Here is an 18,761-nt window from a genome sequence, read left to right as displayed (position 1 = left end):
GCGATCGTGGGCAGCGGGCCGCCTTCGTATGCTCAACCTACCGGCCCGCGAGAATCCCCGTCGATGACATTCGGCCCACTGCACAGGCGTATTCCCCCTTGCGGCCCGGCGCTATTGCGCCTGCAGCACGGCGTTCTCGCCGGGTAGGACGATCCGGACCAGTGCGCCACCGCGTTCGGAGGTCTCGATGGTGATCGTCCCGCCGTGTTTGGTCACCACCTGCTGCACGATGGCCAGGCCCAGGCCCGAACCGGGCATGGATCGGGCGGCCATGGTCCGATAGAAACGTTCGAAGACCAGGCGGCGTTCGGCGGGCGGAATGCCCGGTCCGGCGTCGTCGACGCCGATCTCCATCAATCCGGGCCCGGTCTCGGCCATCGTGACCCGCACCTGATCCCCGGCCGGACTCCATTTCGCCGCGTTGTCCAGGACGTTCAGCACGGCCCGCTCGAGTCCGGCCTCGTCGCCGTAGACGAACCAGGGACACAGTTCGGCGACGAATTCCACTCCTGCGCGTCTTCTGCGCACCCGCTCGAGCGCGCGCTCGGTCACCGCGCCGACGTCCACCCGCTCGTAGACGTCCTCCGGGGCGTCCTCGCGGGCCAGATCCACCAGATCCCCGACCAGGGTGGACAACTCCTCGATCTGGGCCACCACGTCGGCGCGCAACTCGGCCATATCGTCCTCGGGAATCCGCGGCGCGCCGGGACGGGAGGAGGCGATCAGCAGTTCCATATTGGTGCGCAACGAGGTCAGCGGCGTGCGCAGTTCGTGACCGGCGTCGGCGACCAGACGTCGCTGCCGCTCGCGAGATTCGCCCAGCGCTACCAGCATCGTGTTGAAACTCTCGGTGAGACGGGCCAATTCGTCGTCGCCGGTGACCGGGATGGCCGCCAGATCGTCGGTGCGCGCGACTCGTTCGGCGGCCGCGGTCAACCGCGCCACCGGCCGTAATCCCGTGCGGCCGACCGCGGCTCCCGCTGCGGCGGCCACCACCACGCCGCAGCCGCCGACCACGAACAACAGCAGCGCCAGCCGATCGAGTACCTCCTGGGTCGGTTCCAGCGACTGCCAGATCACCAGCGTCGCACCGGATTCCATGTGTTCGGCGAGAATTCGCTGATTCCTGCTGGTCCGCAGGGAGAACGAGGACTGGCCGTGCGCCACCGCGACCTCGGGCGCCCCGATCGGCGACGTGGAGTTGCGGGACAACGAAACCCACTGATCGCTGCCGGGATAGTTCAGCGCGATGGACACGTCGTTGGAGTACAGCGCGCCGAGCTGCAACACCTCCTGATAGTCCAGCGCGTCCAGGCGCTGGTCGATCATGCCGGTCGCCCGGGTCCGAAGTTGTTTGTCGACATCGGCGTTCAGCGCGCGCGCCACGACCGCGTAGGCGGCGATCGAGGTGACCGCCACGGCGATCGCCACGACCGAGGCCGCCAGCAGTGTCACCCGCCAGCGCAGCGACACCGACCGCGTCAGCGGCATCGGCGGCCGCAGATCCGGGGTGTCCGCGCCCGCGTGCAATCCGGCCACGACGTCACGGCCGCGTCCGTTCGCATCCCGTCCCCGGCCGGCCGAGCCTCGCGCGCCCGAACGCGGAACATGCCTTCCCACGATGACGCCCACTGCTACGGCGGGGTCTCGCGCAGCACGTAGCCGACGCCACGCACGGTGTGAATCAGCCGCGGCTCGCCCTCGGCCTCGGTCTTGCGGCGCAGATAGCCGATGTACACCTCGAGAGCATTGCCGGAGGTGGGAAAGTCGTAGCCCCAGACCTCCTCGAGGATGCGGCTGCGGGTGAGCACCCGGCGCGGGTTGGCCATCAACATTTCCAGCAGTGAGAACTCGGTGCGGGTGAGACTGATGGCGCGTTCGCCGCGGGACACCTCGCGGGTGATCGGGTCAAGCGACAGATCCGCGAACGTCATCGTCTCGGATTCCTCGGCGCCCGCCGGATCGGCGGAGGTGCGGCGCAACAGCGCGCGCAGCCGGGCCAGCAGTTCCTCGAGGGCGAACGGTTTGGGCAGGTAGTCGTCGGCTCCCGCATCCAGGCCCGCGACGCGCTCGGAGACCGAATCCCGTGCGGTGAGAACGAGTATCGGCAGGTCGTCGCCGGTGCTGCGCAGTCTGCGGCAGACTTCGAGGCCGTCCAGCCGGGGCATCATGACATCGAGTACCAGCGCGTCGGGCCGCTGCACGGCCACCTGTTCGAGCGCATCGAGCCCGTCCACGGCCAGCTCGACGGAGTAGCCGTTGAACGTCAGCGACCGCCGCAGTGATTCCCGCACCGCGCGGTCGTCGTCGACTACCAGAATGCGCATGCGGTCCAGTCTGACCGTACCGACTGAGAGTCCACTGAGAAGCCCCCATTCGACACGCCGATCCACCGCGAGCCGATGACCAGTCGCTTTACCCGCTCGCGCGGAGGCAAGCACATGAAACACCTTGTGCGTGGCGAAATTAGCGAATTTCAGAGCGGGGAAGTCCGAATTGCCGTGGCCAAGTTCACGCGGTATGTTGCCTGCCGTAAAAGAAGACCTGCAGTCGGTTCTCCGGCGGTTGGACCCGAAGAACGTCAGTTCACATTGCGCAAATTCGAGCACTACCGGATCTGCGTTACCGCGAGGGAGCTCGAGAGCTGGCCGAGGATACAGCGCCTTCGGCACAGCGCGGCCGAGCACCTGCGAGGTGAGACTGTGAGCCGGGAACCGGCCGCGGTGGGACTCGCAGGGCGAATGCGCGAGCGGAGGCGACGGAAGCGGGATGGGAACTGGACCGCGACCATGGCAGCGAAATCTGTCCAACCTCTCGGTAACGAGCAAGGTCGGCATCGTGCTGCTCCTGCCCGTCGTGCTGGCCTCGGTCTTCGCCGTCCTACGAATCCGGGACGAGCTGGGCACCATCTCCCAGCTGAACACCGCGACGCAGCAGGCGCAGATCATCCGGCCGCTGCTCGACTTCGGTTCCGCCGCCGATGATCTCGCGGTCGCCGCGGGGACCGGCGGCGTCGGCGACCACATCGGGCAGGCGACCCTGGACCAGGTCTCCGCACGCTTCGACCAGGCGGCGGCCAATCTGCAGTCGGCACTTCCGCTGGCCCGCGTCGATCAGCAGGTGAGCACCGAGATCAGCGATGCGCTGTCCACCGGACGCGGGATGCGCAACAGCCTGCACGGCAGCGCCGCCCAGGTGGTCGGCACCCAGGCCGACGAGGTCGCGACGCACATCAGCAACGCCGTCACCACGCTGATCACGCCCAAGGAGACGGTCCTCGAGCGGTATTACACCCAGCTCGGCGATCTCACCATCGCTCGTCGGATGTTCCTGCAGCAGCAGCTGATCATCGGCAGCGGCGAGATCAGCAACAATCCGGCAATGCGGGCGCAGGCGCTCACCGCGACCGGTTCCGAACTCACCATGATCAACCAGTACGCCGTGGTCCAGCCCACCTCGGCGTACAAGCCGGACATCCTGCTGGACGCTCAGCAGACCCGGTTGCGCGCGCTGAGCCAGAGCTCGGCCGAGCCCATGATGATCGTCGGCGTGAACGATTCGCTGCAGCGCAGCACCGCCACCTACACCGAGGCGATCAGCCATGTCGACGATCTGATCACCTCCGGTCTGAGCCGCACCTCGATCGATGCGCGTAGCACCGTGCTGCGTGACGTCGCGTCCGTGGTCCTGACCCTGCTCGCGGGTCTGGCGCTGGCGCTGGCGGTGGCGCGTTCACTGGTCGTGCCGGTGCGGCGACTGCGTCGCGGCGCACTGCAGGTCGCCCACGTCGACCTGCCCGCCGAGCTGTCGGTGGTGCGCGAGGGCGGTGCGACCCCGGAGATTCTCCCGGTCGACGTGCAGACCACCGAGGAGATCGGCCAGCTCGCCCGCGCGGTCGACGACATGCACCGGCAGGCGCTGCACCTGGCCGCCGACCAGGCCCGCCTGCGACTGCTGATCAGCAGCATGTTCGAAACCCTCTCGCGGCGTAGCCAATCGCTGGTCGAACAGCAGTTGACGCTGATCGAGGATCTCGAACGCGACGAGGAGAATCCGGGCCGCCTGCAGAGCCTGTTCCGCCTCGACCACCTGGCCACCCGCATGCGCCGCAACGGCGACAACCTGCTGGTGCTGGCCGGAACCGCGCTGCGCCGCGGCCAACTCCCCCCGGTTCCGCTCTCGGACATGCTCTGGAGTGCGGTCTCCCAGGTGGAGGACTATCAGCGGGTGGAGATCGGCGCGGTGCCCGACGGCATCGTCGCCGGAGAGCCCGCGGTCGACATCGAACATCTGCTGGCCGAGCTGATCGACAACTCGCTGCGGTACTCGCCGCCGAGCACTCCGGTCGCGGTGTCGGTGTCCGCGGCGCCCGAGGGCGGCTATCTGATCGAGATCACCGACCGCGGCCTGGGCATGTCGGGTGACGATCTACACGAGATCAACGACCGGCTGGCCTCCGGCGGTGAGGTGACCGTCGAAACCGCCCGCCGCATGGGCCTGTACGTGGTAGGCAGGCTCGCCAAGCGGCATACGGTCACCGTCAGCCTGCGCCGCACCTCGACGATGGCGCAGCAGCCCGGCATCACCGCCACGATCCATCTGCCGAAATCGCTGATCGTCTCCGACAAGCCGGAGTCCGGCGAATTCCCGGGCGCCCCGCTGCCCGCCGCGCCGACCTCGACCCCGGCTCATGCGGCGCCCGAGGAGATCCCGGCCCCGGTGCCGCTGTTCGGTTCCTCGGCCTCGGTGACTCCGCTCCCGCAACGCCGCCCGGCACGCGAGGACTCCGGCGATTCCGCCGGCCCGGAGAAATCGCCCGGCGCCGACAACCAGCCCACCGGATTGTTCATCTCGCAACACGATCCGGAACCGGTCCCCGACGACGAACCCACCGGATTGTTCGTCTCGCATCAGGATCCGGAGCCGGCCGCCGACGGTGTGATCGGCTACCAGCCGCAGGAGCAGGAGCAGAACCCGTTCGCCCACGCGGGCGAGACCGCGCGCGACCCGTGGGCGGTCCCGGATCGATCGGCGTTGTCGCCGGCGGACCGGGACGAGGACGACGACGAGCCGGTGGTGCAGGACTGGTCGAACTCGGCATCGAGTTGGACGCCGCCGGAATCGGTTTCGGCGGAGCAGGATTGGGATACCGAGGAGCCGCAGTACCAGCAGGGTCCGGATGTCGCCCGCTGGAAGAGCGGCGACTCGTGGTCCGGCGCGGTGCGCTGGGAGGAGACCGGATCCGAACCGGCGCAACAGTTCTGGGCCGACGCGCGCCCCGAGCCGAGCCCGGCATCCGAACAGCCATGGGGCAGGACGGATTCCGCGAACTCGACGACCGAATCCCGGCCCGGCCTCGGTGGTGAGCAGATCCTGCGCCCGCGACGCCGCCGCCCGGCGGCGGAGCCCTGGCCCTCGGGGGAATTCCCGCCGATGCCCGCCAACGTCCCGGCCCCCGCGCCCGCCGAACCGGCACGCGCCCCGTCCTGGGAATCCGAGCCCGCGGACCTGTGGGCGCAGACCGCGACCCTGCCGGTGCAGCAGCCCGGCACACCCGAACCGGCCGAATCACCCATCTACCAGCGCATGGTCTCGGAGTGGCTGGTCGAGCCGTCGGCGAACGAAACGGGCGCGGCCTGGTCCTCCCCCGCCGATGCGGGCTGGGCCGCGGCCGAAGAGGCCAGCAAACCGACCATGGACCATCGCACCTCCGGTGGACTTCCCATCCGCAACCCGGGCGCACAGCTCGTTCCGGGCGGCCTGACGCCTCCCTCCGACACCGGCGCCCCCGATCCCGAGGAAATCCGCAGCAACCTGTCCCGGCACCTGAGCGGTGTGCGCAGCGGACGCGCGGGCCTCGCGTCGTACGGCGATGAAAACGGGTACAACGGAACTCGGTCCGGCGGCGGGCTCGAACATCACGACGCGCAGTACAACGATGGAGGACACGTATGACCGATACCGAGCAGCCCCCCACCGACGAGAATCTCAACTGGCTGGTGACGCGCTTCACGCGCGAGGTCCCCGGCGTCTCGCACGCGGTGCTGGTATCGGCCGACGGCCTGTTGCAGGCCACCAGCCCGCACCTGCCGTCCGATCGCGCCGAACAGCTGTCCGCGGTGACCGCCGGACTGGCCAGCCTGTCCTCCGGGGCCGCCCAGTTGTTCGACGGCGGCAAGGTGATGCAGTCGATCGTCGACATGCAACGCGGCTATCTGCTGGTGATGAGCGTCGGCAACGGGTCACACCTGGCGGTGCTGGCCAACAAGCAGCACGATATCGGCCGCATCGGCTACGAGATGGCCCTACTGTCCGATCGGGTCGGAGCGGTCGTCCAGGCCACTGCCCGTTCGTCGGTCTGACGGTGCGATGTCGAGTTCCTTCGGAGCCGATCCCCGGCCGACAACACGCGTCCGCCCCTATGCGCTGACCGCCGGGCGCACCCAGCCCGCGGTCGACCTGCCGCTCGAGGCAGTCGTGGAGACCCTGCCGTATGCGAGTCGATTCGATTGGCCCGCAGGCGATGTCCGGACCGATATCCTGCGCCTCGGCGGTGGCAGGCTCTCGGTCGCGGAGATCGCCGCCCATCTTCAGCGGCCGTTGGGTATGGTCCGCGTCGTCATCGGTGATCTGGTCGTCGCCGGTACGCTGCGGGTACACACCACGCTCAGCGAAAACGCCACGTACGATGAGCGCCGTTCGCTCATGGAGAGGACCCTGCGTGGACTCCGCGCTCTCTGACGTCTCGGACGCCGAAACTCGCACCGCCTCCACGAAGATCGTGGTGGCCGGTGGTTTCGGCGCGGGTAAGACCACCTTCGTCGGCGCGGTCTCGGAGATCGTGCCGCTGCGCACCGAGGCCATGGTGACCGGCTACTCCGACGGCGTGGACGACTTGTCGGCCACACCGAGCAAGGAGACCACAACGGTCGCCATGGATTTCGGCCGCATCATCCTGCCCGGCAATCTGACCCTGTACCTGTTCGGCACCCCGGGCCAGCGCCGATTCTGGTTCATGTGGGACGACCTGGTGCGGGGCGCGATCGGCGCGGTGGTGCTGCTGGACACCCGCCGGATCGAGGACAGTTTCGCCGTGGTCGACTTCTTCGAGGCGCGGCAGCTGCCGTTCCTGGTGGCGGTCAACCGTTTTCCCGATTCGCCCCGGTTCCCGGCGACCGAACTGCGCGAGGCGCTGTCCATCCGCGAGGGCGTTCCGATCGTCGACATCGACGCCCGCGATCCGGTCCAGGTGCGCCAGTCCCTGGCAGCGGTAACCGAATACGCCATCGCCCGCCTCACGGAGCGCTAGACCGCCTCTCCGAGACTTCAGCGTGTCGTTGGGAAGTCGAGGATTTGCGTTTCGGGCCGGCGGTTCAGGTGAAATCACCTTTTGGACGTGCCCGGGGAGTTACCCATGTGCTCACGAAATCAGTTGTCACCATGGCATTGCGGCGGAGACGGCGCGGTGGAGATGGCAAGGTGACTCGGGACGGCGACCGGTGGTCGGCGGTCCGAACGTAGGTAAGCAGAAGAGAATTCATTCGACCTGAGTAGGGGGTTTGCGTGCAGTACTTCACCATGGGGACCTGGGTGCTCGTGCTGGCGCTCGGTGTGGCGTGGGCGGGCACCCTGGTGGGCCTGATCTGTATCCGGCAGTCGAGGCTGTCGGTGACCGCGAAGTTCCGGCTCGTGTGGCTGACCGCCGCGGCGGTGTGCATCGGCGCGATCGGGTCGCAGGTGGCGATGTCGGTCGCGATGCTGGGCGTCGGACTGTCCAGCGGGGTGGTTCGCTACGACGTGATGCAGCGCATCATCGCGCTGGTGGTGGCGCCGGTGGGAATTCTGGCCGGACTGATCATCGCGGGCGACGATCGCAAGCCCGTGCGCCTGGCGCTCGGTGCGCTGGTCGCGGGACTGTGCCTGGCGCTGATGAACTATCTGGGCCTGAGTTCGCTGGCGGTGCAGGGCAGCACCACGATCAGCCCCTCGATCATCGCCGGATGCAGCGTACTGCTACTGGCGCTGGCCGCCGGACTGCTGTGGGCGACGCGGATGCGCGTGACGACGGCCCTGGTCGGGGTGTCCGTGGTGTATGCGGGCGTGATAATCGCCATCCACTATCTCGGCTTGTCCGGGCTGTCGGTCCACATCGATCCGGCCATGTCGCAGCCCGCGGGGCGGGATCTGTTCACCATGTTCATCCCGATCTTCGTCGTCGCGACGATGTCACTCGCGATCCCGATCACCGCGGTCCTGGTCGCACCGGACCGCACCGGGCGGCTGCAGCCCGAGGCGCGCACCAAACGGGTGCCCAAGGACCCGCGCAAGCGCCGCATCGCCGGCCCGAATCGCACTGCCGACACCGCCCGCAAGACCGAACCGGTCGGCTGAGCGGCTCGCCCGGACGGTCCCGAGAGCGGTAACAGAACGAATCGGGCCGGATCGCCCCCGGCAGAGCGATCCGGCCCGAACCCGTCGGGCCGCTGGTCACCGAAACCGTTGCGGCCCTGGTATTTCGGTTGGTTCTAGACGTCGCCCTGCGCGTGCAGGGTGTTGTACATCTGCACACCGCTGGCGATGCCGACCGGGATGCCCAGCGTCGCGCCGCCGAGGATCGCGCCGACCCCGCCGACCGCAGAGGCGCCGAGGATGCAGCCGCCGATGATGCCGAGCGGAGTGCCGATGATGGTGGCCGAGGTCAGCACGCCGCCGGTGACGACGCCGAGCGGGCAGCCGATGAGCGCTCCGCCGACACCGCCGACCATGCCGCCGACACCGGTGGCCAGGCCGAACTGGGTGGCCGCGGTACCCAGGGCGCTGTTGAAGTCCGCCTGCGGATCGTGCGCCGAGGCGTCGACCGGTTTCGGCGAGGGCACGGCCGCGTCGACCTGATGGGCCGTCGGCGCGTTCGGCGCCGCGGGCAGGGTGCTGGCGGCCTTCGGAAGCGCGGTGAAGGTCTTCTGCCCGTACACCGTCGCACCCTTGGCGTCGTTCAGCTGGATCTGCCCACCCAGCGTGGTCAGCGTCCCGAGCGGGGTGGTCAGCACCGTGGACCGGTCGGTGGTGTTGCTGGTGTACTGCAGATCGGCACGCTCATCGTGTGCGGATCCACGACGGGCGCATCCGCGCCGGGAGTGGCGGCCGACGCGGTACCCGTGGCCAGTGCAACGGCGGCGGTCGTCGCGAACGTCGCCAGTGATACCGCGTACGTCATCTTCTTCATAACGATCCCCATCAGTGTTTTCCTCGCAGTGCACGCCCCCGGAGGCCGGGGACGCGGGTCCGGAAATGCGACCCAGACAGAGAGTCGCCTGTGCTTATTACGAAGCTGTAACATTGCCCGTCAATAAGTCGGCAAAATTGCCGCAATCATGTTAATAACCTGCAAATTCGGACAACCGCGACAGAAAACCGCAGTTCGAATACCTCCTCGGGGTATCTCCGGATGCGGCGGATCGTCAGCCTCCCCCCGCTCCGGACCGGCAGGGGCACAACCGATCCCGAGCGCCGCACCGACGGAGCGAATTACAGTGGCCTCATGCAATCCCGCCCGGATGACGCCGAGGAGACCGACGCGTCGCAGGCACCCCAGGATCACGTGGCGGTACTCCGCGATATCCAGACTCAGCTGCGCGGCCCCGACCTGGCCGGATGGCCACAGCTGGGCACCGACGAGGACGGTCGGCACCGATCCCTGGTCGACGCCGTCGCCGCCGCATTGACGCAGATTTCCGAACTGCGCACGGAAGTCGGCGATCTGGAAGCCACGATCGCCGAACTCGAGGAGCAGGTGCGAGGTCTGTCGCAGCCGCGATTGCCGTGGCCGCTCTCCCTGGCGGAGGGGCCGCTGACGCTGCTGGCCGAACAGGTCGCCCGCTTGGAAGCGCTGCTGCCCGAGACGCTCGGACGCGGCGGCGGATCGGAACATTCGTAACGTCGACCGCGGGCGTCTTCGCGGGAACTCCCCCCCAGAAATGGCGATGAGCGGGTTCCCAGGATTTCCGAGGGAACCCGCCCTCCCGAATGAGGCTACCGGCACAAGAGCACGAATTCATCACTTCACGTGGACTTTTTCACACTCAAAAACCAACTGGCAGTAGGTAGTTCACCCGACAGCTACTTCATCGCAATCATAATTGACGAGACAAGCACTGTTGGAACCCATCTCGACATTTGCCCGCAGGTCGCCGAATCCGGACAAACACCGTGAACAACCTCCAGTGCCACACCGGATCTCGCGACGCGATCTAGAGCCGAGCCGGATCGATCAGACCCCGCTGCACCGCGACCACCAGCCGCCGCGGCACCCGATACTCCGCGCCGCCCACGCGCACGGGCACCAGATCCGGCGGCGTCGCCTTCCAATTCGCCCGCCGGCTACGGGTATTCGATCTGGACATCCGCCGCTTGGGAACCGCCATCTCAGCTCACCGCACCCTTCTGCTCGCCGCCGCGACGGCCCGGCGTGCGCCGACCGTATTTGCGCTCGAACTTCTCCACCCGTCCCGCGGTGTCCAGGACGCGATGCGCACCGGTCCAGAACGGATGGGAGTCGGCGCTGACCTCGACGGTGATCAACGGATAGCTGTTGCCGTCGGTCCACTCCGCCGTGCGCACGCTCGTGGCGGTGGATCGGGTGAGGAATCGTTTGCCGGTGCTCACGTCCTCGAAGATCACCGGATGATAATCCGGGTGGGTACCTGCCTTCACTGATCTGCCTTCCTGTCCTGGACGCCCTGCGGCGTCACGGTGGATTCGGTGGTCTCACAAGGGTCTTCATGCCAGTCGCCGAACGGGTCGTCCCACTGCGCGACGACCTCGGGCGCGGTGCGCACCAGATGGAATTCCGCATCGTCGACCAGAGCCCAGTGCAGCGCGTGCCGGATCTCGTCCGGATCGGCGTCACAGACCAGGACGGTCAGCGAGACGTCGCGATCGCCGAAGTGCTCGTCCCAGCGCATCGCGGCCAGAGCGCGGCGGTCCGGATCGGCAGCGGCGGCCTGCTCAGGCGGCAGTACGGCCAGCCACGGGCCCGCGTTGCCGACCCGCAGGCCGCCGCCCGCGGATTCCAGCCACACCACCTCGTCGGGCTGAGTGGCCAGCCACACCCGGCCCCGCGCGGTGACCACACCCTCGAACAGCACATCCAGCGCGTCGTGCAGCCGGGCCGGATGGAACGGGCGTCCCGCGGCGAATTCGACCAGGGTGACCCCGAATTCGGTGTGCAGCGGGGGTCGGCCGCGCAACAGCGGCGCGTGCGCGCCGAAGATCCGGCCGCGCCGCGAATCGGCCGGTACGCAGGCGAGCAGACGACCGATCCGCGCCTGCTCCTCGATCACCGAACCGTGCGCCCAATCGATCGGGGCCTGCGGGATCAGCCGATCCAGGATCGCGGTCAGGCGCGCGCGATCCGCACCGGCCACCGCCTGTCCGCCGAAAACCAGGACAGCATCGGCGAATTCGACCTGTCCCACCGCGACCTGAGCCACCGTGCGCTCGTCTTCCGGGCCCAGACCACGTTCGGCGAGAGTCTCCGCGCCGATGGCGTCGGACAGCCAGGTCCGCGCGTCCAGACCGGTGACCACGGCCTCGATCCGCACACTGCGCCCGGCGGGCCCGTCCACCCGACCGGCGACCCCGACCACCGGAACGTGCTCGATGGCATGACACACCGCCTCGGCCTCGAAGGCGGGATCCAGGGCAATCACGATGCGCCGCACCGAATCCCGCGTGGCCAGCAGGCACAGCAGCGGCAGCAGATCGGCACGCAGCGTGCACGACACGCAGCCGTGCGCGAGTTCGTGCACGGACGTCACGGCGTGGTGATCCACGGCGGGATTCGCGACATCGTGCCCGATCGGCGTGCCGTACCACACCGTCCGGTGCACGATACCCTCGCGCAGGGCGGTCAGGTCGTGGCGGATGACCACCGTGCCGGGCGTATCGAGCATCGCGCGGGCGGTGCGGGCCAGACCCGCGCCCACGGGTGCGCCCGGTTCGGCTTCGTTGGACGCGTCGGCCAGTAACACCACGGGTGTGCGGCGCTCGGGAGGTGCGGCCACCGGAGCCCCCTTTCGACAATGATTTTCATTTACAGGCCGCCAACGGTACAGTGTCCGACGTCCAATGTCGAAAATGATTTTCATCTTCAGGAGGATCACCGTGTCGGCACACTGCCAGGTCACCGGGCGCCGGCCCGGATTCGGCAAGGCTGTCTCGCATTCACACAAGCGCACCAACCGCCGCTGGAACCCCAACGTCCAGCGCAAGACCTACTACCTGCCCAGTGCGGGCCGGCGCGTCACGCTGACCGTCTCGGCGAAGGGCATCAAGACCATCGATCGCGAGGGCATCGAATCGGTCGTCGCGCGACTGCGCCGCGAGGGGGTCCGGATCTGATGGCCCGCAACGAGATTCGCCCGAAGATCAAACTGCGCTCCACCGGGGGCACGGGCTACACCTACATCACCCGCAAGAACCGCCGCAACGATCCGGACCGGATGGTGCTGCGCAAATACGATCCGATCCTGCGCAAGCACGTCGACTTCCGGGAGGACAGGTAATGGCCAAGAAGTCCAAGATCGCCCGGAACTCCCAGCGCGCCGCGGTCGTCGCCCGCAATGCCGAGCGACGCGCCGAACTGAAGGAGGCCGCCCGCCGCGCTGCCGCTGCCGAAGCACCAGTTCGCGGTCGCAGCGAAGCGGAGGCCATGTACGCAGCGCTTCAGCGGCTTCCGCGTGACGCCAGTCCGGTACGATTGCGCAATCGGGATGCTACGGATGGCCGCCCACGTGGGTATCTGCGGAAGTTCGGCCTTTCCCGAGTGCGTGTGCGCGAGCTGGCCCATCGCGGGGAACTGCCTGGTGTGCACAAATCGAGTTGGTAGACCACCCAGCCCAGAGCTCGCACCGAGAGAGGGTACTGATATGGCAGTCAAACGAGCACCGTCCAAGAAGATCCGGGCCGAGCAGGCGCGGCGTCCGAAGAAGAACCCCCTGATCGCCGCGGGCGTCGAGGTGGTCGACTACAAGGATGTGAACCTGCTGCGCACGTTCATCTCCGACCGCGGCAAGATCCGCAGCCGCCGGGTCACCGGCCTGACCCCGCAGCAACAGCGCCAGGTCGCCATCGCGGTGAAGAACGCCCGCGAGATGGCCCTGTTGCCGTTCACCAGTCGCTGACCGCCCCCTCGGCCAGACGCGAAGAGCCCCGGTGCGCACCGGGGCTCTTCGCGTTGCGCCGCGCCGTGCGCACCACGGGCTCGGCGACATCGCCCACTAGGGTGTGGCGCATGAAGGCGAATTCGGGACCGCGCCGCGCCGGCGCGGCCGCCGCAACCCTGCTGGCGCTGCTGGCGGCCGGTTGCGAACAGGCGAACAACGGTGGCACACAGGCGGATACGACCACGAGCACGTCCTCGGGGCCGAACACCCCGACCGAACAGGCCACCCCCGATCCGGGACGCACGTTCACCGCGAATCCCGCCATCGTCGACGCGCACGCGATGACCTTCGACAGCTGGAGCCCGCTGGCCGCCGATCGGATCGCGGTGAACTTCCAGATCGGATCGCCGGACTGCTTCGGCGTCGACGTCACCACCACCGAGACCTCGAGCACCGTCACCATCGCCCTGCGCTCGGGTCGCCTGCCGGAGGCGCAAGGCCGCATGTGCACCATGATCGCGGTATTCGGCACCCTCGACGTCCAGCTGAAGCAACCCCTCGGCAACCGAAAAGTACTCAGCGCACAATAAGTTCGCCAGCTACTGTGATGTCGATCACAAAACATTCTCACCAGCAGTTATAGCAGAATTATCTGAAGCGCCAATACTTCGGAAGTGATACGTTGCGTGACATAAGCGTTACGTAGAGAAACTCCAGGCCGTCCAACACCCACAGAGCACTCATGTCACGCACTTCCCCCTCGCGACGCATCCGTCGAGTTACTCCGAATTCCCGTCCGGCACAAGGGGAACCCCAGACCGATTCCCGGCGTCCGCCGGGATGACGAAACCCGGGACCCGGGATGTATACGGCCCGGTGCCTGGATGAAAAGAGCACCCCTGCGCGGGAACCGCAGCCCCGCGCAGGGGTGGTCTGTATTTTCTGCCTCCGCTTCGCTGCGGCGTGTTCGCGGCCCCTGAGTCTCACCGTTCGGCCCCGTGTCGGGCACTCGTTCCTCGCACCCGCCACGCGTCCGACCGGCGAGACGGGCCGCGAACCTTGGTGTTGGCGTTACCCAGGGTGAACGGGCCTGGGTGATCAGGGGAGTGCCGTTGTTCGAGGCGAACGAGGCCAGGTGATCACCGGAGTGCCGTGGTTCGGGTGAACGGGCCTCAGTAACCTCGAATGGGGCGCTGAGCCGGGCTGGAATCAACTGGGCACACGGGCCTTGGAGTTGGCGTTTTCCGAGGTGCGCGAACCTGGGTGTATGCGCAGTTGGCAGCTCATCACTTCGGATCACGCGGCCTCGGAATCGGCTGTGTCCGTTCGGGTTTCCCGCTTCTCCGGCCCGGGGTCTCGTCCCCGGGCCGGAGTTCGCTCAGTGTGCGAAGTGGCGGGCGCCGGTGAGGTACATCGTGACGCCGGCTTCGCGGCAGGCGTCGATGGTCAACTGGTCGCGGACCGAACCTCCCGGTTGCACAATGGCTTTCACGCCCGCGGCGATGAGCTGCTGGGGGCCGTCCGGGAAGGGGAAGTAGGCGTCCGAGGCGGCTACCGAACCCTTGGCGCGATCATCGGCGCGCAGGACCGCGAGGTGGACTGCGTCGACCCGGTTGACCTGCCCCATGCCGACGCCCACCGAGGCACCGTCATGGGCCAGCAGGATCGCGTTCGACTTCACCGCACGGCAGGCGCGCCAGGCGAATTCGAGGTCGGCCAGGGTGGCCGCGTCGGCGGCCTCGCCGGAGGCCAGGGTCCAGTTGGCCGGGTCGTCACCCTCGGCGTCGACGATATCGCGCTGCTGCAGCAGCGCCCCGCCGCTGATCGGCCGCAGTTCCACACCGCCGCGCACGGGCGGCTCGGCGATCAGGATGCGCACATTCTTCTTGCGCTGCAACACTTCCACCGCACCATCGGCATAGCCGGGCGCGACGATCACCTCGGTGAAGATCTCCGCGACCTGCTCGGCCATCTCGACGGTCACCTCGCGATTGGCCGCGATCACCCCGCCGAACGCGCTCACCGGATCGCAGGCGTGCGCCTTGCGATGCGCCGACGCGATGTCCTCACCGACCGCGATGCCGCACGGATTGGCATGCTTGACCACCGCCACGGCGGGCGCGGTGTGATCCCACGCGGCCCGCCACGCCGCATCGGCGTCGGTGTAGTTGTTGTACGACATCTCCTTGCCGTGCAACTGCTTCGCCTGCGCCAGACCCGGCGCACCGGCCGCATCGGTGTACAGGGCGGCGGCCTGATGCGGATTCTCCCCGTAACGCAGCACCGACTCGCGGGTCCAGCTCGCACCGAGCCACGCCGGGAACCGCACTGCGGCAACCGAATCCGACTCGGCCGACTCCTGTGTCGCCGAATCCTGGTCCGCGGTCAGCACATTCGTCATCCAGCTGGCCACCGCGACGTCGTAGCTCGCAGTGTGCTGAAATGCCTTGGCCGCCAGCTCGGTTCGCTCGGCAAGGGTGAATCCGCCCGAACGCACCGCATCGAGTACGCGATCGTAATCCGCGACGTTCACCACCACGCCCACCGACGGATGATTCTTCGCCGCGGCACGCACCATCGACGGACCGCCGATATCGATCTGCTCCACGCACTCGTCCGGACTCGCGCCACTGGCCACGGTCTGCGTGAACGGGTACAGGTTCACCACCACCAGACCGAACGCCTCCACACCGAGCTCGACCAGCTGATCGGCATGCTCCTGCTTGCGCAGATCGGCCAGGATCCCGGCGTGCACCCGCGGATGCAGTGTCTTGACCCGGCCGTCCAGCGTCTCCGGGAAACCGGTCAGATCCTCGACCTTCGTCACCGGGACACCCGCGTCCGCGATCCGCGCCGCGGTCGAACCGGTCGACACCAGCTCCACGCCCGCCGCATGCAGCCCACTGGCCAACTCGACGAGTCCGGTCTTGTCGTAGACGCTCACCAGCGCCCGGGTGATCGGCCTGCGCTCGGCCTCATTCGCGGGTCGTTCGCTGCGTTCACTCACCGGAGTACTCGCTCATCTGGGATAACTGCCTTTCGTCCATCGGAGACAATGCCTCGCGTCGCGACAGCGGCGACCACTTGCGCCAGCAACCGCCGTTCGACGACCTTGATCCGCTCGTGCAGGGAGTCCTCGTCGTCCTCGGGCTGCACCGCGACCGCCTCCTGCGCGAGGATCGGCCCGGTGTCGACGCCCGCGTCGACCAGATGCACGGTCGAGCCGGTCACCCGCACCCCGTAGGCGAGCGCGTCGCGCACGCCGTGCGCGCCCGGAAACGAGGGCAGCAACGCAGGATGGGTGTTGATGATGCGGCCGCCGAAACGGGCCAGGAAGGTCGGACCCAGGATCTTCATGAAACCGGCCGACACCACCAGATCGGGTGCGTGCGCGGCGACCGCCTCGGTCAGCGCCGCATCCCAGGACTCACGATCGGAGTAATCCCCCAGCGCGACACGGAAATGCGGAATCCCGGCGGCGTCCGCGTGATCGGTTGCGGCACAAGCCCGGTCGACGGCGACGGCGGCCACGCGAGCGGGATAACCGGGTTCCGCGGCGGCCTCGATCAGCGAACGCAGCAGCGATCCGGTCCCCGAGGCGAGCACGACGACGGTCGCGGGCACGGCCGCGGGCACCAATTGGGCGGGCGGAGTCGTCAGCGCTCTACTCCCTGTGCGTCGAGACTGCAGGATTTGCGGCGGATGCGAGGACCGCCGCTGTAGAGCCTAGCTACCGTCCCACCGGCGACCTTCCGGCAGGTCCGTCTCCACCACCTCGGCGTCCAGAATGTCGTCCGGATCGACGGCCGGTTCGAGCGCTGCCTGCTCCTCGACGACTTCACCGTCGATCTCCTCGACCGCGTGCGGGCCGCCGTACCGGGCGTAGTCGTCGTAGTCGAGGTCGTGGTAGCCGCTCTCGTCGTAACCCTGGCCATCCTGACCTCGGCCGTCGTAGCCGCGGTCGTCGTAATCCCGGTCGTCACGACCACGGTCGAGTTCGTATTCCCCGGATTCGTCACCGCTGCGCTCGTAATAGACCTCGTCCGGATAGCCGTCCTCGGTGTACTCCTCGCCGTATTCGTCGTCGTGATAACCCTCGTCGGCATATCCCGCATGCACGTATTCATGCTCGTCGACGAGTTCGGCGGCAGGGATGGCCAGGAACCAGCGCGAACCGATCAAGCCGAGATATCCGGCGACCGCCAGCCAGGCGAAACTCACACCGCCGAAGAGGAAGATGCCCGTCCCGATCTCATCGAACGAACCCACCTCACCGCCGGCGATCCCGCCGAGCACACCCAGGATCACCGCGCCGACCCCCGCCGCGGTCAACGTCGCCCAGGGCCGCAGCGGCTGATCGTAGGTGCCGCGCGCGCAATCCCGCCCGGTCAGCACACCCACCGCGGCGGGCACGGCCAACACGATCGGCCACCATCCGGCCGCCGGACCGGTCGGCACCGCGGCGAGGATGGGCAGCGCGGGAACCGGCGCACCGGAGACCGAGAACACGCTCAGCCCGCCGACGCCGATGTGCACCTGCGCGCCGATCAGCAGTCCCGTCGCGCCGATCACCGTATTCGGCAGATAGGCCAGCGACAGCAGCGACAGTCCGACCACACCGCCGAAGTTCCCCGACGCGCGGTAGGTCTCCCCGATCCGGGACCAGTGCAGCAGGAAGGACAACACGGTGAGCACCGCCGCACACAGCAGCAGCCGCCACACCGCGCGCACCGCGATCCGGGTCGCGGACTCGACCCACAGCGGAATTCGCGCGATCACCCGGTCGCGCAACGGATTGGGCCGTACGGCCAGGCCGACCAGGGCCGCAACCAGATGCAACCCGCCCACCCAGGCGAAAGCGGCCAGCGCCTGCGGGGGCTGCAGGGCGACCACGGATGCCGCGTCCTCGGCCACCGCGAGACAGACCGCGGTGACCAGCAGCGGTCCCGCCAGCGCCGCACCCAGGATCCAGCCCAGGTCCGCGCGGGAGGATTCGGGTTCCACCGCGCGGGCACAGTCGCGGGTGGTCAACCACAACACCAGGCCGGTCGGGACCAGCGGCAGCAGACTCAACGTCGTCCGGCCGATCACCAGCGGAACCTGGTGTACCGCAAGCCAACCCGCGGCGATCGCGCCCGAGGCTCCGGTCATCGCGCTGCCCGAGGCGAACAACGTCACCAGGACCAGCGCCACGATCACCACGATCGTGTAACTGGTCGCCCGTGCGGCGACGATGAGCAGTACCCGAGCCCGATCCGGACTCAGCGACAGGAACAGATTGTCCTCGGGCCCCGAGCGCCCTGCGCCGCGGCCGTTCTCGTCACGCGGCGGGCGCGAATCGCGGGGATCCCACCGGACGGGAGAAGCTTTCACGGTCCGACTCTCCCGCGACGTCCGGCATCGGATGCGACTGTCACGACTTCCCCTCACGACGGGTCGGCGCGCCAACTTTCACCACAGCGCTACCTCACGACACCCCAGGGTGGCACCTTCCACGACATCGGCGAGTCAGGCGCGCCGAAGCGCACCGGACTCGCCGATCCAACCCTCACCCACCTGGCTCCAATACCCCTGGACAACACCAGCTCCGAGGTTCGC

At 68.1% G+C, this 18,761-nt stretch carries 21 protein-coding genes; 11 read left to right on the top strand and 10 right to left on the bottom strand.

The features are described 5' to 3' along the window. Window positions 1-111: 111 nt before the first annotated feature. Both K7711_RS15485 and K7711_RS15480 read right to left on the bottom strand, forming a co-directional pair. On the bottom strand, window positions 112-1,491 hold the full coding sequence (locus K7711_RS15485) for a HAMP domain-containing sensor histidine kinase (RefSeq protein WP_083895446.1): 1,380 nt from the start codon (window positions 1,489-1,491) through the stop codon (window positions 112-114). A gap of 143 nt (window positions 1,492-1,634) precedes the next feature. Continuing rightward, on the bottom strand, window positions 1,635-2,327 hold the full coding sequence (locus K7711_RS15480) for a response regulator transcription factor (protein WP_040819097.1): 693 nt from the start codon (window positions 2,325-2,327) through the stop codon (window positions 1,635-1,637). Window positions 2,328-2,769: 442 nt separating this feature from the next. Here K7711_RS15480 and K7711_RS47585 point away from each other — a divergent pair, with 442 nt between their 5' ends. From K7711_RS47585 to K7711_RS15455, 5 genes are all read left to right on the top strand, one after another. Next, on the top strand, window positions 2,770-5,955 hold the full coding sequence (locus K7711_RS47585; protein ID WP_235747209.1) for an ATP-binding protein: 3,186 nt from the start codon (window positions 2,770-2,772) through the stop codon (window positions 5,953-5,955). Further along, window positions 5,952-6,362 carry a roadblock/LC7 domain-containing protein gene (locus tag K7711_RS15470; RefSeq protein WP_222969992.1) on the top strand — a complete coding sequence of 137 codons (411 nt, stop codon included), beginning with the start codon at window positions 5,952-5,954 and terminating at the stop codon, window positions 6,360-6,362. Before K7711_RS47585 ends, K7711_RS15470 begins: the two co-directional genes overlap by 4 nt. 7 nt (window positions 6,363-6,369) lie before the next feature. Beyond that, the gene (locus K7711_RS15465) at window positions 6,370-6,741 is read left to right on the top strand and encodes a DUF742 domain-containing protein (protein WP_040819095.1); all 372 of its coding nucleotides are present in this window, start codon (window positions 6,370-6,372) and stop codon (window positions 6,739-6,741) included. Beyond that, window positions 6,722-7,309, top strand: coding sequence for a GTP-binding protein (locus tag K7711_RS15460; protein ID WP_308014740.1), 588 nt, complete (start codon window positions 6,722-6,724; stop codon window positions 7,307-7,309). The genes K7711_RS15465 and K7711_RS15460 overlap by 20 nt, the downstream gene beginning before the upstream one ends. Before the next feature lie 254 nt (window positions 7,310-7,563). Beyond that, window positions 7,564-8,391: an MHYT domain-containing protein gene (locus tag K7711_RS15455; RefSeq protein WP_222969988.1), complete on the top strand. Its 828-nt coding sequence runs from the start codon at window positions 7,564-7,566 to the stop codon at window positions 8,389-8,391. Window positions 8,392-8,525: 134 nt separating this feature from the next. Here the strand turns inward: K7711_RS15455 and K7711_RS15450 are convergent, their stop codons facing one another. Together K7711_RS15450 and K7711_RS15445 are read right to left on the bottom strand one after the other, a co-directional pair. Further along, complete coding sequence (locus K7711_RS15450; RefSeq protein ID WP_222969986.1) at window positions 8,526-9,047, bottom strand: hypothetical protein; 522 nt, start codon at window positions 9,045-9,047, stop codon at window positions 8,526-8,528. Next, complete coding sequence (locus K7711_RS15445) at window positions 9,041-9,235, bottom strand: hypothetical protein (protein WP_222969984.1); 195 nt, start codon at window positions 9,233-9,235, stop codon at window positions 9,041-9,043. Before K7711_RS15445 ends, K7711_RS15450 begins: the two co-directional genes overlap by 7 nt. 303 nt (window positions 9,236-9,538) lie before the next feature. On the opposite strand from K7711_RS15445, the gene K7711_RS15440 reads away from it, so the two are divergent. Next, window positions 9,539-9,934 carry a hypothetical protein gene (locus K7711_RS15440; RefSeq protein ID WP_040819093.1) on the top strand — a complete coding sequence of 132 codons (396 nt, stop codon included), beginning with the start codon at window positions 9,539-9,541 and terminating at the stop codon, window positions 9,932-9,934. A gap of 313 nt (window positions 9,935-10,247) precedes the next feature. Here the strand turns inward: K7711_RS15440 and rpmF are convergent, their stop codons facing one another. The 3 genes from rpmF to mrf are packed head-to-tail and all read right to left on the bottom strand — an operon-like array spanning window position 10,248 to window position 12,062. Next, on the bottom strand, window positions 10,248-10,421 hold the full coding sequence (gene rpmF, locus K7711_RS15435; protein ID WP_222969982.1) for a 50S ribosomal protein L32: 174 nt from the start codon (window positions 10,419-10,421) through the stop codon (window positions 10,248-10,250). A gap of 1 nt (window position 10,422) precedes the next feature. Beyond that, the gene (locus K7711_RS15430) at window positions 10,423-10,710 is read right to left on the bottom strand and encodes a type B 50S ribosomal protein L31 (RefSeq protein WP_222969980.1); all 288 of its coding nucleotides are present in this window, start codon (window positions 10,708-10,710) and stop codon (window positions 10,423-10,425) included. Next, the gene (gene mrf / locus K7711_RS15425) at window positions 10,707-12,062 is read right to left on the bottom strand and encodes a ribosome hibernation factor-recruiting GTPase MRF (protein WP_308014737.1); all 1,356 of its coding nucleotides are present in this window, start codon (window positions 12,060-12,062) and stop codon (window positions 10,707-10,709) included. Before mrf ends, K7711_RS15430 begins: the two co-directional genes overlap by 4 nt. 100 nt (window positions 12,063-12,162) lie before the next feature. Here mrf and rpmB point away from each other — a divergent pair, with 100 nt between their 5' ends. From rpmB to K7711_RS15400, 5 genes are all read left to right on the top strand, one after another. After that, complete coding sequence (gene rpmB, locus K7711_RS15420) at window positions 12,163-12,399, top strand: 50S ribosomal protein L28 (RefSeq protein ID WP_222969976.1); 237 nt, start codon at window positions 12,163-12,165, stop codon at window positions 12,397-12,399. Further along, window positions 12,399-12,563, top strand: a complete 165-nt coding sequence (gene rpmG, locus K7711_RS15415) for a 50S ribosomal protein L33 (protein ID WP_222969974.1) — start codon at window positions 12,399-12,401, stop codon at window positions 12,561-12,563. Before rpmB ends, rpmG begins: the two co-directional genes overlap by 1 nt. Then, window positions 12,563-12,886, top strand: coding sequence for a 30S ribosomal protein S14 (gene rpsN, locus K7711_RS15410; RefSeq protein ID WP_222969972.1), 324 nt, complete (start codon window positions 12,563-12,565; stop codon window positions 12,884-12,886). The genes rpmG and rpsN overlap by 1 nt, the downstream gene beginning before the upstream one ends. A 40-nt stretch (window positions 12,887-12,926) precedes the next feature. Then, window positions 12,927-13,181: a 30S ribosomal protein S18 gene (gene rpsR / locus K7711_RS15405; RefSeq protein ID WP_222969970.1), complete on the top strand. Its 255-nt coding sequence runs from the start codon at window positions 12,927-12,929 to the stop codon at window positions 13,179-13,181. 110 nt (window positions 13,182-13,291) lie between these two features. Beyond that, entirely contained in the window at window positions 13,292-13,753 is a 462-nt protein-coding gene (locus K7711_RS15400) for a hypothetical protein (RefSeq protein ID WP_222969968.1), read from the top strand. A 788-nt stretch (window positions 13,754-14,541) separates the two neighbouring features. On the opposite strand, the gene purH is transcribed toward K7711_RS15400, so the two are convergent. The 3 genes from purH to K7711_RS15385 all read right to left on the bottom strand — a co-directional run bounded on the left by purH (window position 14,542) and on the right by K7711_RS15385 (window position 18,536). After that, window positions 14,542-16,170 carry a bifunctional phosphoribosylaminoimidazolecarboxamide formyltransferase/IMP cyclohydrolase gene (gene purH, locus K7711_RS15395; RefSeq protein ID WP_308014736.1) on the bottom strand — a complete coding sequence of 543 codons (1,629 nt, stop codon included), beginning with the start codon at window positions 16,168-16,170 and terminating at the stop codon, window positions 14,542-14,544. Next, a complete protein-coding gene (gene purN, locus K7711_RS15390; RefSeq protein WP_222969966.1) occupies window positions 16,167-16,787 on the bottom strand; it encodes a phosphoribosylglycinamide formyltransferase in 621 nt (206 codons plus the stop codon). The genes purH and purN overlap by 4 nt, the downstream gene beginning before the upstream one ends. Window positions 16,788-16,889: 102 nt before the next feature. Then, window positions 16,890-18,536, bottom strand: coding sequence for a cell division protein PerM (locus tag K7711_RS15385; RefSeq protein WP_222969964.1), 1,647 nt, complete (start codon window positions 18,534-18,536; stop codon window positions 16,890-16,892). Between the last annotated feature and the right edge of the window lie 225 nt (window positions 18,537-18,761).

Source organism: Nocardia coffeae, from assembly GCF_019890715.1.
GTDB lineage: Bacteria > Actinomycetota > Actinomycetes > Mycobacteriales > Mycobacteriaceae > Nocardia > Nocardia jiangxiensis.
This window is presented reverse-complemented; position numbering and strand designations above follow the sequence as displayed.